Raw genomic sequence first — 15,279 nt, forward strand, 5'->3', positions numbered from 1 at the left:
TCCCGCTCGGCGGACTGGTGGCGCCGGCGCCACGGCGCGGGCGACCCCAGCCGACGCCCGGCGCTACCGCCCGGCAAGCAGGTCCGCGATGGCCGCCCGGTAGGACGCCACAGTGTGCTCGATCTCCGGGAGCCAGACATCCTGGTAGGAAGGGTGCAGGATCGGAACCACGCGCACCCCCAGCCCCGGACAGTCGACCGGCTCCAGCACGTTCTCGATGAACCCGTCGGTCTGCTTGCCTTCGAGGGCGAGAACCGACTGCGTGGCGTGTTTGCCCGTCGGGACGACGACGCGGGGGTCGACGGTCCCGACCTCCTCGCGGAGGTACGGCCGGCAGTTGGCCCGTTCCTCCGCGGTCGGTTCGCGGTTGCTGCCCTCCCCGTCGCCCGGAAAACACTTCACGGCGTTGGTGTAGTAGGCGTCGGGGTGGCCGACGGCGGTCATCAGCTCCCGAACTCGACGGCCGGAGTGCCGGGAGGTGTAGGCCAGCCCGGTCCAGTTGCCCCCGCACCAGCGGTCCGCATCCGGGCTCCCCGCGCCCGGCGCCTCGCCGACGACCATCACCTCGGCGTCGGCGGGGCCGTTCCCCCAGGAGATGCACTCCCGACTCGCGACGAGGTCGGGGCAGCGCCGACAGTCCGCGGCGAGGGCGTTTCGCGTCTCGGGGTCGGGAGCGGCGGGCTCGGTGCTGGCGCCCGCGTTCGGGTCTGTCTCGTCCATCCGTCCCCTGCCGCGTCAGTCCCCGCCTGGCGCCTCGGGGGCCAGCTTGTCCGCGTGTTTCGATTCGAGTTTCTCCAGCTTCGGCGGGATCTGCATCCGGCAGTAGGGCTGGTCGGGGTTCTTCGCGAAGTAGTTCTGATGTTTCTCCTCGGCGCGGTAGAACGTCTCCAGGCGCGTGACCTCGGTCACGACCCCCTCGTACTCGCCGCTCTCCTCCAGTTCCTCGATATAGCGCTCGACGGCCTCGCGCTGGGCCTCGCCGTGATAGAGCACGATGGAGCGGTACTGCGAGCCGACGTCCGGCCCCTGGCGGTCCTTCGTCGTCGGGTCGTGGATCGTAAAGAAGACCTCGAGCAGGTCCTCGTAGCTGACGGCGTCGGGGTCGTAGGCGACCTGGACGACCTCGGCGTGGCCGGTCGAGCCCGAACAGACTTCCCGGTAGCTCGGGTCCTCGGTGTGACCGCCGGCGTACCCCGAGACCACCTCGCGGACGCCGCGCACGCGCTCGAAGGCCGCCTCGACACACCAGAAACAGCCGCCACCGAAGGTCGCCAGTTCGGTCTCGCTCATGCTCTTCCATAGGGCGTGCAGGCCTATAGCCCCTTTGCGTCCGCGTGCCGGCCGGTCCGGTCGGCCTGGCCGCTCGCCGGTACGCGCACCGCCCGCACCCTTTTGCGCGACGGCAGCCACCGTTTGCCATGGAGAAGTTCCTGTTCGTCTCTGCAGACGCCGCCCTGGTCACCGACCTCGCGTGGCAGGTCCACCGGGAAGGCCACGGCGTGAAGTACTACATCGAAGCCGGGAGCGACAAGGAGATCGGCGATGGGTTCGTCCCCAAAACCGACGACTGGCGTGCGGAAATCGAGTGGGCGGACGTCGTTGTCTTCGACGACATCTGGGTCGGCTCGGACGTCGGCACGGGCCGGCTCGCACGGGACCTCCGCGAGCGAGGGAAAGCGGTCGTCGGTGGCACGCCGAACACCGACCGGCTGGAAGAGGACCGGGGCTACGCGATGCAGGTCCTCGAAGAACACGGCGTCAGCACCGTCGAACACCCACTCGAGAGAGTCACACCGACATCAGCTCCGAGAGACGAACGCCCGGCCCCGCTCGCCAGCCGGCGAGATTTTCCGGCAATACTTGTGGACAAGGGTGAATAATGACCAAAAATTATTTTTCATGTTGACGTATGATAGACACTATCATGCAGACGACGACACGAAGACGGACGTTCCTGAAGACAGTCGGTTCGGCGAGTGCGGCCGGAATGGTCGCGCTCGCGGGGTGTTCGGACGGTGGCGGCGGCGGTGGGGGGCAGACGCGGTTCACCTACGCCGGAGGGGAGAACGGGTCCGCCCCTTACCAGATCGGGTTGACCTGGGCCAACGAGATCCAGGGTGGCACCGACTACGAACTCAGCGTGCAGACGACCGGCGGGTTCAACGCCAGTCAGCGTCAGGTGGGAAGCGGGTCGGTCGACATGGGTGCGGGGTCGACGCCGGATTTCCAGGCGGCCGATATGGCTCACCCCCCATTCGAGAACCAGTTCGACACGAACATCCTGTTCACGTGTGCGGCGTACCCGTTCCCCATCGCGTTCACGACGGCCGATACCGACATCGACTACCTCAAAGACACCGCCGGCAAGCGGGTCGTCACCGGGCTCCCGGGGTCGACGGTCCACACCTACTACCGGCTGTTCATGCTCGCCAACGGGTACGGCTGGGAGGAGACCGACCCGGTCCGCGTGGGGGGTGAGGAAGGGTTCCAGAACCTCCAGGACGGCCAGGTCTCGGCGGTCATCACCGCCGGTGTCAACAACATCATCGGCCCGCAGGCCCAGCAGTTCATCCAGACTGCCGACGAGCCGAAGCTCGTCGTCCCGGACGGCGAGGAGCCAACCGACCGGCTGATCAACGCCCGCGAGTACGTCGATAACTGGAACATCACCGGCGGCGTCGAGTGGGAGTTCAACATCGAGGGGCTCGGCCCAGCGTTGGAGAACTCCGTCTACAGCGACCGGTCGTCGTACAAGACGGTCGCCGGGACGAACACCCACTTCGCGACGCTGGACATGCCCGACGACGCCGTCCGGGAGATGGTCACCGTGGCCATCGAGAACCGCGAGACGCTGGCGGAAGGAACGGGGCTGTGGGCGGGGTTCGCACAGGCCCCCGAGCAGTTCGCGACGCTCATCACCGACCAGGACGCCGAGGCAGCCCCGTTCCACCCCGGTGCCGTCGAGGCGCTCCGTGAAAACGACCTCTGGGACGACTCCCTGCCAGTCGCCGAACGATGAGCCTCATAGACCGGGAATCGCTCGACAGCTACATCGGCGACCTCGTCGACAGCACGACGACCTCCATCGACACCACCGGCGAGGACGAAGACGAGGACGCCCAGACCGACGACGAGGAGATGGTCTCCTACTACACCTCCTCCAACTACCGCCGGCTGCTGTTCGTCGGGGTCTCGATACTCGCGATCGCGACGACGGTCTGGCACGTCCTCTTCGTCGTCGGCCCCGTCCTCTCGGGCCGGCCGTTCGTCATGACCCACTTCCTGACGATGGGCGTGCTGGTCTTTTTGACGACGCTGTACACCGGTGACAGCCGGCGCAAGCGGCTGCTGTACAACGGCCTCTCGGTGCTGATGGCGCTCATCATCGTGGGCGCGGCGGCGTATTTCTTCCTCGAGGGGGCAGCCGCGTTCTCACAGCGCAGCGGGCTTCCGAACGACGCCGACATTCTGATGTCGTCGCTGCTCATTCTGGTCACGCTCGAGGGCGCGCGCCGCATCGTCGGCCTCCCGTTCGTGGTCCTGGGACTGGCCGCGCTCGCCTACGGCCTGTTCGGGAACTTCATCCCCGGCCCCCTCGGGCACGCCGGACTGGACTGGACCCGGATCGCCGCCGGCGCGGCCTTCCCCAACTTCACCGGCGTTCTGGGGCGGTTCATGAGCCTCTCGGCGTCGCTGATCACGATGTTCATCTTCTTCGGCGTCTTCCTGTTGCACCTCGGCGGGGCGGATTTCTTCGGCGACTTCGCCAGCCGGATCGCCGGCCGGCTCCGCTCGGGGCCGGCCCAGGTCGCCGTCATCTCCTCGGGCTTCATGGGGATGCTGTCCGGCGCGGCCATCGCGAACGTCGCCGCCACCGGCGCCTTCTCGATCCCCCTGATGAAGCGGCTCGGCTACGACCGGGACTTCGCGGGCGCCGTCGAGGCGACGGCCTCGACCGGCGGACAGATCACACCCCCCATCATGGGCGCGACGGCCTTCATCATGGCCGACATCATCGGCACGAGCTTCTTCAACATCCTGGTCGCGGCGGCCATTCCTGCCTTCCTGTTCTACGCGACGCTGATGATCTCGGCACACTTGCGGGCGGTCAAGCGGGGCTTCGAGCCGATCCCCCGAGAGGACATGGTGAGCTTCCGGTCGCTTTTGGTGCGCTCGTACCTGTTCGTCCCCATCGGCATCATCATCGTCTCGCTCTCGGAGGGTGACGCCGCCTACGTCTCCGCCTGGAAGGGGATGCAGGCGATGCTGGTGCTGTTCGCGCTCCACCGGCTGGTCGCCGCCCTGAACGACGGGGCACTCCTCTCGGGGGTCAAGGAGGTCGGCCGCTCGGTCACCCTGGCCTTCGACAGCGCCAGCCGGTCGATGGCGTCGATCATGATCGTCATCGCAGAGCTGGGGTGGATCATCGAGATATTCAGCATGACCGGCGTGTTCGGCGTCATCTCCTCGACCCTGCTCGACGTCGCCGGCGGGAACCTCCTCTTCCTGCTGGTGATGGCCGGCCTGATCGGCATCGTGCTCGGGTTCGGCACCCCCTCGATCGTCGCATACCTCGTCGTGGCGTTGCTCGCAGCCCCGGCTATCGTCAACGCCCGGCCCGGCTTTCTCACCGACACGGAGAGCCTGAAGATCGCCGCCCACATGTTCGTGTTCTACTACGCCATCCTGTCGAACATCTCGCCGCCGGTGGCGGGGGCGTGTCTGGTGGCGACCGGGATCTCCAAGGGGAACTTCCTCAACACCTGCAAGTACGCCATCCGCTTTGCGCTCCCGATCTACATCATCCCCTTCGTCTGGATCTACAACCCGGCGCTCATCGCCAACGGCGGCCCCGTCGCCATCTTCACCGCCGTCGTCCAGGTGCTCGGCGCCATCCTGTTCCTGGCGGCCGGGTTCGAGAACTTCCTCGTGACCCAGTACACCCGGCCGGAACGGGCGGTCTCCTTCGTCGCCGCCGCGTTGCTGTTCGTCCCGTCGACGGTGTCCACGCTCGCTCCACTGGCCGGCGTGACGCTGGCGCTCGTCGTGCTGGCAGCCAACGTCCGGCGGTACACCGTCGAGAACTCGATCGACGTCCGGGCACAGCTCAGCCGGAGCGACTGACCCGGCCGCCTCTTCCCCCGACGCCGGCTGCCGACGGCCGGTCCGGGCGTTCACGGACGGTGCCGCCGGTCAGGGGACGTCAGCCGATGTAGCGAAGGTCCTCGTCGGTCGCCGCCGGGCCGCCCTCCATCTCCTGGATCTTCCGGACGACCTCCTCCATCTCCTCGGCGCGCTCCTCCAGCGAGCCGAAGTCGACCTCGAAGCCGAGCACGTCCTGTAGGACCTCGAGGACGGCCTGGGCGCTCTTGGGGTCGACGAGGTAGCCGCTGGTCTCGCCCATCAGGCAGGCCGCGGGGACGCCGCGGCGCTCTCCGAGTCCCAGCAGGAGGCCGCTGATGCCGACGATCCCGCCGGCGGGCTCGTCCTCGCGGAACTCCACGCCGGCCTCGGTCAGGTCGTCGCGCTCGGCCTCGGAGGTGGCCGCGCCGACGACGTCGTACTCCTCGATCAGCTCGCCCGTGGGGACGCCCCCGAGCGCGAACACCCGCTCGACGCCCAGGTCCCCGGCGACGTCGAGGAACGCCTCGGCCAGGCCGTAGTGGCCGGGCCCGTCCTGGGCCTGGTGGTCGCCGGTCAACACGAGCAGGTCCCGCTCGCCCGCGTCGACGGCGTGGATTTCGGCGTTCGCGAGCGTCGACACGCCGTCGTCGACGCTTACCTGCGGGGGGAAATGCGTGGAGTAGACCCGCCGGACGAGTTCGCTGTCGAGCTCCTCGACGAGGTGCTCGGCGGCGAGCTTGCCGACGTGGCCGACGCCGGGCAGCCCCTCGACCAGCACCGGGTCCGAAAGCTCCGGCTCGGCGACGCTCTCGATGTCGAATTCGTCCATAGCCTACTCCCGGGTGCGCCGCTTAAGAGCGCGTCGGTAGCTGCCGTGGGGGTCTTCCGGGTTGAACGGCGCGGGGGCGCTGTTGACCGCGTCGGCCCCGCACTCGGGGCAGGTCTCCCCCAGGGTGTACACCGGCCGGTCGTGGCGCTCGGCCCAGGCCGCGCAGACGCGGATGTCCGAGCGCATCTACTCCTCGTCGGTCTCGCGCTCGCGGTGGAAGCGGCCGGTCCCGCCACGCTCGGTGACGAGCGCGCGGGCGCGCTCGGCGCTCTCCTCGAGTTCGGTCTCGGCGGTCTTGTAGTCCGGCGCCTGGACCTCGATACGGTACTCCGGGGAGCCGACGTAAGTCACCTCGAGGTCGACCTCCTCGGGCACCTCGCCGTTGCCCTCCGCGGCCTGCAGTGCCTCCTTGATCACGTCGACGCCGTCGCCGGTCGGACACTCCAGGCTGACGTAGCCCGTCACCTTCACGTAGGGCACAGAGACGTTCTCGCGGGCGGTACCGACGATGGCCTCGACTTCCCCCTCGTCGAGGTCGGTCTCCTCGAAGGCCTCCGCGCCGTGGATGGCCGCGGCCTCGAAGCCGTCGTACAGCGACCCGAAGTCCGCGAGCAGCTCGTTGGCGATGGCGGCGTACTGCTCGTCGTCCATGTCCTCGCCGAAGGCCAGCTCCATCCAGTTGTCGGCCTTCTGCTCGTTTTTCCACTCCTGGATCGTGTCCTTTCGCTGGTGGTCGTTGACGTCTTTCAGCGAGAGGTCGATCTGCTGTGCGCTCTTGTCGATGTCGAGCACCTTCGCGACGACGCGCTGGTCGACGTTGACGTGGTCGCGGACGTTCTTGATCCACCCCGAGGCCACCTCCGAGATGTGACAGAGCCCGCGCTTGTCCTCGTACTCCAGCAGGTCGATGAACACCCCGAAGTCCTCGATCTCGTCGACACGGCCGACGACCAGTTCGCCGGGTTCGGGCCAGCCGCTGTATTTCATACCTGTCGGTTGTCGACGGCCGGTGATAACCTCGTTGCTTCAGCGGACCGCGACGGAGAAGGAGTTACCGCGCCTCGACGGTCTCGGTGACCTCGCCCTCGAGGACGGCCTCGCCGCCGGTCGGGCGGGCGAGCGTGTGACCACAGACCTGGCAGGCAACCTCAGTGGCGGCACGGCCGAAGACTATCTGCTCGTTCTCACAATCCGGGCAAGCCACCCGGTAGAAGCTCCCCGCCATCAGTCCTGGAACTCCAGGCGGCCGGCGCGCCACCCCTCGCGGCGGTGGGCCTTCCCGCAGTCGGTACACCGGTAGGTGAGGTCGGTCTTCTTCGTGGGCTTGTCGCCGCCGGGCACCTTCGAGAACTTCCCGTCGTTGCCGATGCCCGACTGGCGCTCGGACTGGCGGCCGTCGACCTTGGTCATCCCGGAGGGCCGGCCGCTCCGGACCTTCTCGACCTCGTGTTCGTGGTGGGCGTTACAGTGCGGACAGTAGGTGTTGAACCGTCGCGGCATCTCCATAGATATCGACCTTGCGGGCTCGTTGGACAGGCCCGGTTAAAACCCGTTTGGTTCGGACTGCCTTCGGGAACCCGCGCCACGGCTTCGGAGTGACCCGGAGCGGGCGCTGGGCGGGAGGCGAAACGCCGCCGGAGAACCGCCCGGCGGCCGGCAGTCACAGTGACGTGGAGTGGCCGGCAGCAGCCGACCAGGTGGCTGGGTGGTGACCGGCTGGGCGCACCCGCCCCCTGGCATGGACCCCGGGGCAGGGGCGCCGTTGTCCGTGCCGAACGCGAGTTCGCGTTCGAGCGGTCGGACCGGTCGGCCGACCAGGACGGGCAGGCCTCCCCCTACCGACCCACCTCCGGCAGTGCCGCCTCGCCGCAGGCGCGACACCGCGAGGCCCGCAGGTCCGGGTCGTAGACGAGTGTCCCCTCGCCGCAGTGTTCGCAGGGCATGTAGTTCGCCGACGGGGCGAAGGCCCCGTCCGGGCTGGTCGTCGCCGGTACCGCGCCTGATGTCGTGTTTTCTTCGACACTCATCGATTAGTTCGAATGTACGGATATACTTGAATTCTTTGCCCATACGTATCTAGAAGACCTATTATTCTATATGCACACACAAATAAATGCGAGAGAAAAATATAGATGGTCACAGAGAATTTTCAGAAGCGACTATCCGGCCACTCCTCCGACACGGTTCCCGTGGCGGTGCCGGGACGCTCCGGGGACGGCGCCGGAACGGGCCACACGGACGGCCCGCTTCGAAGTGCCTAAGTGCGCTACGGGGGAATCCGCGGGTATGCAGAAGCTGATCATCCACGGCGACCCGGGGATCCGGAAGGGGGCCCGCATCGAGTACGACGGGGAGGAGTACGTCTGCTTCAGCGTCGCCCGCCAGGGTGACTGGCACGGCCCCACCGAGCCCAAGCTGTGGTGTACGGTCGGCGCCGCAGACGAGCAGGAGGCCTACGAGCGCCGGGAGTACATCCCGATGCATCTGGACACCGAGGACGTCGACGCCGGCGCCGTCACCGTCCTCGAGTCGTCCTAGTCGAGGTACTCGCTCTCTCCTAACGCGCTCGCGTTGACCCGGTAGACGGTCACGTCCTCGAACGCCCTCGCCACCTCCGTCCAGGGCCGCTCGCCGACCGTCACGTCGTATCTTGCCCGCTCGGCCGGCCCGACGTAGACGTACCGCAGGTCGTACCGCTCGGCCAGGACCGCCTGCTGGTTCGGTGCCCCCGAATAGAGGAGTTCGACCGCCCGCAGTCGGGTCGAGTACGCCTCCTCGCCGCGGTACTGTGCCTCGTGGAACCACCCGAGCACCGCCGGCAGCCCCGTCAGACTCGCCGGCGCGCTCGCACCGTCTCCCTCCGGCGAGTACCAGGTGTACCCGCCCGGCGCCGCGGTGAGGATCGTGGGTCTGCCCTCCCGGCCGTCCAGCCACCGGATTGCCGGCGCCTCGCCGGGGTGGCGGACGTCGAGGTAGGCCAGCCCGTCGAGGGTGGGGTCGTCGGTCCGGGCGATGTCTGCCTCGCTGGTGAAGTGGTTCGCGAGCGCGAAGCCGCCGTAAATCGACGCGCTCACCAGCAAGAGGGCGGCGCCGACCCGGACCGTCCGGCCGCGCCAGCCCCCGAGCCGGGCCAGCAGCCACGCCAGGGCCGCCCCCGCCGCGAGACTCCAGAGCACCCACACCTGCATGTAGGTCTTGAAGACGGTGTTCATCCGGCCGACGTTCTCCCGGATGAAGACGAATTCGACGAGGACTACGAGTCCGGCGCCGGCGACCAGCAGGACCGCCTCGAAGCCGGGGCGACGGCTGCCGCCTCCGGCGGCGACGGCGCCGTCGCCACTGTCCGGATTCCCGTCCCCCTCCGCCCCGCCGTCGGCCCGCGCCGGCGCCAGTCCCGGAAGCCCGGGCCGGCGGGCGAACAGCCACCCCAGCGCGACCAGCGGCGCGACCAGCCCGAGCGCCGCGACGTCGAGGGCCGCCGCGACCCCCACGACCGCGACGCTGGCGACGGCCCCGAGTCGTGCCCGGCGCGTCCCGAGGGTGTCCGCCCCCCGGACGTAGAGGTAGCCCGCGAACACCGCGAGAAAGACCCCGTGGACCACCAGCAACTCCCCGAGCGAACTCCGGTCGGGGAAGACGGCGACGGTCCGGCTGGTCACCGAGGTGACCCAGAACGGGAGCGACCACGCCACGCCCAGCGCGAGGACGCCCCCGGCGACGAGCAGCCCGACGCCGACCCGGCGGAGTTCCCCACGCAGGTCGTCGTCGGTGCCCAGGCGCGAGCGGGCGGGCGCGGGCAACAGCGACCGCGGGGCTGCGGGCGCGAGAACGACCGTGACGAGAACGAGGCCGGCGACGCTGGGGAACGACCAGGTGTTCGTGACCGCGACCAGCCCGCCGACGGCCGGGATTGCGCCCAGCAAGAGGAGACGGCGCCGGCGCACGCGGTCGGCGTCGGTCCGGTAGTACGCGAAACAGAGTCCGGCGACGAGCACGAGGAAGGCGGTGCTCATCATGTGGGCGTGCATGTCGCCGTTGAGCCAGGCAAACAGCGGGAACTCGTTTATCGTGAGCGCGTTCGGGGGGGTGTAGGTGGCGAAGTCCGCGGGGTCGTCGGCGATGACGCGGCTGGCCGACCAGTAGCTGAACTCCCCGGGGCCGGCGGCCAGCCCCTCGACGGGGGCGCCCAGCGCGGCCGCCACCCCCTCGCCGCCGGGGACCAGCCAGACCAGCAGCCGGCCGGCCGCGAGCAGGTTCGCGGCCACGCCCACGAAGAAGGCCCCGAGGGCGGCGCCGAGCCGCCGGGACGCCCCCCGGCTGGCGGCCACCTGACCGGCGAGCCCGTAGACCGCCGTGACGAGCGTCGCATAGAAGCCCGCCAGCGCGAGATTGTAGGCGAAGCGGCCGGCGGTGCCCGTGAGGCGTGTCAGCGCCGCCGCGAGCAGGTGGCCCCCGTAGTAGTAGGAGAAGGGGCGGCCGGCGAACCACACGTCCTCGGCGGGGAGCGCGTCGGCCCGGACCAGCGACTTCAGCAGGCCGAAATCGAGGAACTTCTCGCCACCGCCGGGGACGATTGCGGGGTCGACCGCCCGGACCGCCACCAGGAAGAGGAAGGCGACGGTGAACACGGCCGCGGCCTCCAGATAGCCCGCCGGTATCGGGTCGGCACCTGACCGGATGTCGAGCAGGATAGCCGCACCGACGAGCACCGCGACCCCGAGCCAGACGGCGGGGCCGAGCGCGAGGTGGCCGACCCAGAAGGTCACGAGCCAGAGAACCGCCAGCGCGACCGGGAGGGCGAGCCCGCTCCCGTGCCAGGGGAGCAGGCGGGCGGCGACGGGCTGGCCGGCCCGGAGCAAGACGAGATACAGCGCCAGCCAGCCCGCGACGAGGCCGTACTCCATCGTTCGGGGGAGAGGCGGCGCCGGCTAAACCTCTTGTGACTGGCCGCGGCCGGCGTGGCCGGCGGTCAGTCGCCCCCGCCGGCACTGCGGTCTTGCAGGCGGGGCAGCACCCGCTCGCTCCACCGCTCGAGCTGGTCGAGCTGCTCGTCGACGTCGCGGGTGTAGAAGTCGAGCACGACCCGGGTGGCCCCGGCGTCGGCGTAGGCGGCGAGGTCCTCGAGGACCGCGTCGGCCTCGCCGACCAGCGGCTTTTCGGGATCCCGGTCGGTGTCAGTCCCGACCTGCGTCGCGCGGGTGACCGCTATCTCCGGCGTCCCCGCGCGGTCGAAATCCCGCCACGCGGCCATGATCCGCTCGCGAGTTTCGGCGACGGCGCCGGGCCGGTCCCAGAAGATGGTCCAGCCGTCGCCGTACTCCGCGAGCCGGCGGAAGGAGGCCCCGGAGCGGCCGCCGACCCACAGCTTCGGGCGCCCCCGGGGTGGCGCCGGGTGGAAGCCGGTCCGCTGGAGGGAGTGATGGGGGCCGTCGAAGGCGAGTTCGGGCTCCTCGCGGGCCTGCTCGAAGAGGTCGAGGAACTCGTCGGTCCGGGAGCCGCGCTCCTCGAAGGGGACGTCGAGCACCTCGAACTCGGTCTCCAGCCACCCCGGGGCGACGCCGAAGTCGAAGCGGCCGCCGCTGAGCTGTTCGAGGGTGAGTGCGTTGCGGGCGAGTACGACCGGGTTGCGGTAGGGGACGATGCAGGTGTTCGTCCCGAGGTCGACCCGGTCGGTGACGCCCGCGAGATACGAGAGGACGCCGAAGCAGTCGTAGACGTCCTGCCCGATGTCGAAGGGCGCCTCGCCCGAGGGCGAGAACGGGTAGGTGTCGGGGATCTCCGCGGGGAGGGTGACGTGGTCGCCGACCCACACCGCGTCGAACCCGCCATCGTCTGCTGCCGTCGCCAGCCGCTCGATGTTCTCCCTGGTCGCCTGTTCCCCGAACGTGCCGACCATGACGCCGACCTCTATCTCCATGGGTCGACCCTCGCGGGTCGCCCACAAGTAGTTTGGCGGCGATGGAGGGCGTCGGGGTCGAACCCCGAGGGCCGGACGGTCCGGGAGTCGAACGGTTTTTTATCGGCCCGGGCAGACTGCCGGTGATGAGTTCCGTCGGCGTCGTGGTCCCCGCCTACCGCCCCGACGTGGACCAGCTGGTCTCGTATCTCGGCGACCTCCAGCAGGCGGTCGACCCCGCAGCCCTCCGGGTCGAACTCGACGCACCCGGTGACACCGTCGAGGCAGCGATGGAGGCCGTTCCCCCGGGTGTGGCGGTCAGCACCGTCCCCTACCGCCGCGGGAAGGGTGCGGCCGTCACGGACGGCTTCGAGGCGCTCGAGACGGACGTGCTGGCCTTCGCGGACGCCGACGGGGCGACCCCGGCGGCGTCGGTCGCGGAGGTGGTCGCGGCGGCGCGGGATGGCACCGCGGACCTGGCGGTCGGCTCGCGCCGGCACCCCGGTGCGACCGTCGAGAGCCACCAGACGCTGGCCCGCCGCTATCTCGGCGACGGGTTCGCGTGGCTGGCCCGCCAGCTGCTGACGGTCGACCTCTACGACTACCAGTGTGGCGCAAAGGCCATCACCGCAGAGGGCTGGCACCGGGTCCGCCGGCACCTCTACGAGCCCGGCTTCGCCTGGGACGTCGAGCTGGTGGCCATCGCCGGCGCGCTCGACCTGGAGGTCGCGGAGATCCCGGTCCACTGGAACGACCGGCCGGGCTCGACGGTCTCGCCGGTGCGGGACTCCCTGCGGCTGGGTCGGGCGCTGCTCGCGGCCCGCCACCGCGCCGAGCGCCTGCGGGACAGCTCCGTCCACACTGCCATCGCCGCCCGGCGCGGGGAGTCACCGGCGCTGGTCGAACAGGACTCGCCGGAGCGATGAGCTTCGTCGACGCGCTGCGGTCGCGGGTCAGATTCGGCAAGTTCGTCTCCGTCGGCGTGGTCGGCGCGGTCTGTGACACGACCGTTCTCGTCACCCTGACACAGCTCGGGTTCCTGCCCGAGGTCGCGACGCTCGTCGGGATCGAGACGGCCATCCTGGTGATGTTCGCGGTCAACGAGAACTGGACGTTCGCCGACCACGGGGCCGCCGACGGGCGGTCGCTTCTGGGCCGGCTGGCCCGCTCGCACGGCGTCCGCGCGGCGGGGAGTCTCACGCAGTTCGTCGTCTTCGTCGCCATCTTCCGTGGGTTCCCCCTGACTGTCCCCCTGGCGGGGGTCAACCTCTGGCTGATCGCCGCGAAGGGCGGCGGGATCGCCGTGGGGATGGTGGTCAACTACGTCTTCGAGAGCCTCTTTACCTGGCGGGTTCACCGGGACTGAAATCGACCGAGGGGAAACGCAATCCTTAACCGGCGGACTCGGTTACGAGCGGGTAGCGGGATGGGATAGCCAGGAGATTCCGGCGGGCTCATAACCCGCAGACCGGTGGTTCAAATCCACCTCCCGCTACTTCTCACGAACTCACTGCTTAGCGCCGAGTTCCATCTCGGCGCGCTCCGTGAGTGAGTGGTTGCGGTGTGGGTTTGAACCGGACGACGAGCGACCACCGGGAGCGAAGTCGGCGTGGTTCAAATCCACCTCCCGCTACTCCTGATGAACAACTCCCGGGCGGCGCGTTTCATCGCGCCGCGTTCTGTGAGCGCGTGATAGCGACGAGTGGATTCGAACCTGGCCGCGAGGGAGCGGAGCGACCGAAGCGGACGTGGTTCAAATCCACCTCCCGCTACTCCCGGCGGTACGCCGGTGCCCGTCGGCCGCTTCGTGGTGCGTTCCGAGCGACTGGGGACGAAATTGGGAAAGCCTCGGGTGACAATTGAGAAAACTGTTTTCAGGTGCTGATCCCTGCTCCGCGGTATGGAACGGAGAACGTTCCTTTCGGTTGGCAGTGCATCGGTCCTCGCACTCACGGCTGGCTTCCCCTCCATCGCTGCCGGGACCACCGCGGACGGGCCGGCAGCCGTCGTCGAAGCGTACTACCGCCGTGCACGTGCGGCTGAAGACAGTGAGACCTTCGCCGAACAGGTCCCGGAACTCACACACAGCGTGTCGCCGCTCTCGGAGCTCGCGACGGACGCTCCGATGGCCTTCGACGGCACGCTGCGCCAGGAACTCGTCGACGTCGAAGTGGTCGAGGAGGACGTCAGTGCCGAGCGGATCGAGGACATCTCGGACTTTTTCGCCGCGTCGGTCGGCGAGGAGGGGATCGCGCAACTCGCCGGGAACAACGCCGTGGTGGCGGTCACGCTCGAGGCCGACGGGGTCATCGGCGGGCGGGTCGCAAAGGAGTGGCTCGTCGCGCCGGAGGACGGCGAGTGGCGACTGGTCTGGTTCGACGGCAGGAACAGCCCCCGGGCGGCCGTCAGGGAGTTCTTCCGCCAGGTGAACGCGGCCGGGAGCTTCGAGGCACTCGACGAACCCGTCGATGACCTTTCCCACAGCGTCTCGCCGCTCCCGAGCGTCGTCGAGTACAACCCCCGCTTTTTCGCCGGGCTGCGCCGCCAGGAACTCGCCGGGACGGAAGTCGTCGCGGAGAACCTCGACGCCGGGGGGCTCGCCGACCGCTTCGGTCTGTTCGCCAACTGGGCACGGCGGGCGGACATCGAGCCGATTGCGGGGGAGAACGCGGTCGTCGCGGTGTCGCTGCGCGACGACTCAATCGGGGCCGGGGAGTTCGTCCAGGAGTGGCTCGTGGCGCCCGAGGCTGGCGAGTGGCGGGTCGTCTGGTTCCAGTAGACTCCGGGCGCTCGAGCGGGCGACCGGTCAGACTCCCAGCCACTCGTCCTTGCGGACCTCGTAGCCGTTGGCCCGGCAGAACTCCGCCGCCTCGCGTCGGACCGCCCGCGAGCCCGGGATCCGGTCTTTCTCCCGGATCCGGTCGACGATCCAGTCGGTGATGTACCGGACCCCTTCGTCCTCGTCGTCGGCGTCGACCGCCTTGAGCGCCCGGAGGGTCTTCTCGTAGGCTTCCCGCTGTGAGGTTCCCAGGGAGACGTTCGAGACCGTCTCGCTGGCTTCCAGGATCCGCTTCATCGACGCGGCGACCGTCGGCCGCTGGACGCGTACCCGGACGTCTTCGGGCGCCTCGAACCGCTCCCTGTCCGTCTCCGGGACCAGTTCCGCGACCGCGAATCTCCCCTCGGCGGAGTCGAGTTCGCGGTCGCCCACCGCCGCGACGACCTCCGCACCCGTCGCCGGGAACTCCAGGCTGTCGAGTGCCGCCTCGACCTCCCCGAGTTCCGTCTCGTCGACCGGCGGCTCGGTCTCCTCCCACCGTTCGAGCTCTGCGATGATGTCGCGCTCGCGCTGCCGTCGGTCGGCGTCCTGTGCTTGCTTGTCGCGCCCTCGTTTGTCGTCCGCCACGTCCGAACGTCGGTCGCCCGACCG

Annotated in this window: 17 protein-coding genes, 1 tRNA gene and 1 pseudogene; 8 read left to right on the forward strand and 11 right to left on the reverse strand. The window is 69.3% G+C overall.

Annotation, left to right across the window (positions count from 1 at the left end):
• Window positions 1-63: 63 nt before the first annotated feature.
• Both GN153_RS10010 and msrA read right to left on the reverse strand, forming a co-directional pair.
• Entirely contained in the window at window positions 64-720 is a 657-nt protein-coding gene (locus GN153_RS10010) for a uracil-DNA glycosylase (protein ID WP_159902320.1), read from the reverse strand.
• A gap of 15 nt (window positions 721-735) precedes the next feature.
• Window positions 736-1,290, reverse strand: a complete 555-nt coding sequence (gene msrA, locus GN153_RS10015; protein WP_159902322.1) for a peptide-methionine (S)-S-oxide reductase MsrA — start codon at window positions 1,288-1,290, stop codon at window positions 736-738.
• A 128-nt stretch (window positions 1,291-1,418) separates the two neighbouring features.
• On the opposite strand from msrA, the pseudogene GN153_RS10020 reads away from it, so the two are divergent.
• From GN153_RS10020 to GN153_RS10030, 3 genes and pseudogenes are all read left to right on the forward strand, one after another.
• Window positions 1,419-1,775 (forward strand): annotated as a pseudogene (locus tag GN153_RS10020) (phosphoribosylamine--glycine ligase); the annotation flags it as partial.
• A 149-nt stretch (window positions 1,776-1,924) separates the two neighbouring features.
• Window positions 1,925-3,019 carry a TAXI family TRAP transporter solute-binding subunit gene (locus tag GN153_RS10025; protein WP_159902324.1) on the forward strand — a complete coding sequence of 365 codons (1,095 nt, stop codon included), beginning with the start codon at window positions 1,925-1,927 and terminating at the stop codon, window positions 3,017-3,019.
• A complete protein-coding gene (locus tag GN153_RS10030; protein ID WP_159902326.1) occupies window positions 3,016-5,124 on the forward strand; it encodes a TRAP transporter permease in 2,109 nt (702 codons plus the stop codon). Before GN153_RS10025 ends, GN153_RS10030 begins: the two co-directional genes overlap by 4 nt.
• Window positions 5,125-5,203: 79 nt before the next feature.
• Here GN153_RS10030 and GN153_RS10035 read toward each other — a convergent pair whose 3' ends face one another.
• From GN153_RS10035 to GN153_RS10060, 6 genes are all read right to left on the reverse strand, one after another.
• Window positions 5,204-5,953 (reverse strand): proteasome assembly chaperone family protein, encoded by a 750-nt coding sequence (locus GN153_RS10035; protein ID WP_159902328.1) that lies wholly within the window; start codon window positions 5,951-5,953, stop codon window positions 5,204-5,206.
• 3 nt (window positions 5,954-5,956) lie between these two features.
• Window positions 5,957-6,139 carry an RNA-protein complex protein Nop10 gene (locus GN153_RS10040; protein ID WP_159902330.1) on the reverse strand — a complete coding sequence of 61 codons (183 nt, stop codon included), beginning with the start codon at window positions 6,137-6,139 and terminating at the stop codon, window positions 5,957-5,959.
• On the reverse strand, window positions 6,140-6,940 hold the full coding sequence (locus GN153_RS10045) for a translation initiation factor IF-2 subunit alpha (RefSeq protein WP_159902332.1): 801 nt from the start codon (window positions 6,938-6,940) through the stop codon (window positions 6,140-6,142).
• A gap of 64 nt (window positions 6,941-7,004) precedes the next feature.
• Window positions 7,005-7,178: a 30S ribosomal protein S27e gene (locus GN153_RS10050; RefSeq protein WP_159902334.1), complete on the reverse strand. Its 174-nt coding sequence runs from the start codon at window positions 7,176-7,178 to the stop codon at window positions 7,005-7,007.
• Entirely contained in the window at window positions 7,178-7,459 is a 282-nt protein-coding gene (locus GN153_RS10055; RefSeq protein WP_159902336.1) for a 50S ribosomal protein L44e, read from the reverse strand. The genes GN153_RS10050 and GN153_RS10055 overlap by 1 nt, the downstream gene beginning before the upstream one ends.
• A gap of 329 nt (window positions 7,460-7,788) precedes the next feature.
• Window positions 7,789-7,980, reverse strand: a complete 192-nt coding sequence (locus GN153_RS10060) for a hypothetical protein (RefSeq protein WP_159902338.1) — start codon at window positions 7,978-7,980, stop codon at window positions 7,789-7,791.
• A gap of 259 nt (window positions 7,981-8,239) precedes the next feature.
• Here GN153_RS10060 and GN153_RS10065 point away from each other — a divergent pair, with 259 nt between their 5' ends.
• Window positions 8,240-8,491, forward strand: coding sequence for an HAH_0734 family protein (locus GN153_RS10065; protein WP_159902340.1), 252 nt, complete (start codon window positions 8,240-8,242; stop codon window positions 8,489-8,491).
• Here GN153_RS10065 and GN153_RS10070 read toward each other — a convergent pair.
• Window positions 8,488-10,857 carry a DUF2298 domain-containing protein gene (locus GN153_RS10070; protein ID WP_159902342.1) on the reverse strand — a complete coding sequence of 790 codons (2,370 nt, stop codon included), beginning with the start codon at window positions 10,855-10,857 and terminating at the stop codon, window positions 8,488-8,490. The two genes, GN153_RS10065 and GN153_RS10070, sit on opposite strands and share 4 nt — an antisense overlap.
• A gap of 65 nt (window positions 10,858-10,922) precedes the next feature.
• Window positions 10,923-11,870: a TIGR03619 family F420-dependent LLM class oxidoreductase gene (locus GN153_RS10075; protein WP_159902344.1), complete on the reverse strand. Its 948-nt coding sequence runs from the start codon at window positions 11,868-11,870 to the stop codon at window positions 10,923-10,925.
• Between the two features lie 122 nt (window positions 11,871-11,992).
• Here GN153_RS10075 and GN153_RS10080 point away from each other — a divergent pair, with 122 nt between their 5' ends.
• The 4 genes from GN153_RS10080 to GN153_RS10095 all read left to right on the forward strand — a co-directional run bounded on the left by GN153_RS10080 (window position 11,993) and on the right by GN153_RS10095 (window position 14,628).
• Window positions 11,993-12,775 (forward strand): glycosyltransferase, encoded by a 783-nt coding sequence (locus GN153_RS10080; protein ID WP_159902346.1) that lies wholly within the window; start codon window positions 11,993-11,995, stop codon window positions 12,773-12,775.
• Window positions 12,772-13,215 carry a GtrA family protein gene (locus tag GN153_RS10085; protein ID WP_159902348.1) on the forward strand — a complete coding sequence of 148 codons (444 nt, stop codon included), beginning with the start codon at window positions 12,772-12,774 and terminating at the stop codon, window positions 13,213-13,215. The genes GN153_RS10080 and GN153_RS10085 overlap by 4 nt, the downstream gene beginning before the upstream one ends.
• Window positions 13,216-13,269: 54 nt before the next feature.
• Window positions 13,270-13,344: transfer RNA gene (locus GN153_RS10090), tRNA-Met, on the forward strand.
• Between the two features lie 405 nt (window positions 13,345-13,749).
• Window positions 13,750-14,628: a hypothetical protein gene (locus GN153_RS10095; RefSeq protein ID WP_159902350.1), complete on the forward strand. Its 879-nt coding sequence runs from the start codon at window positions 13,750-13,752 to the stop codon at window positions 14,626-14,628.
• Between the two features lie 27 nt (window positions 14,629-14,655).
• Here the strand turns inward: GN153_RS10095 and GN153_RS10100 are convergent, their stop codons facing one another.
• Entirely contained in the window at window positions 14,656-15,255 is a 600-nt protein-coding gene (locus GN153_RS10100; RefSeq protein ID WP_159902352.1) for a DUF5789 family protein, read from the reverse strand.
• Window positions 15,256-15,279: the final 24 nt, after the last annotated feature.

This window comes from Salinirussus salinus (assembly GCF_009831455.1).
GTDB lineage: Archaea > Halobacteriota > Halobacteria > Halobacteriales > Haloarculaceae > Salinirussus > Salinirussus salinus.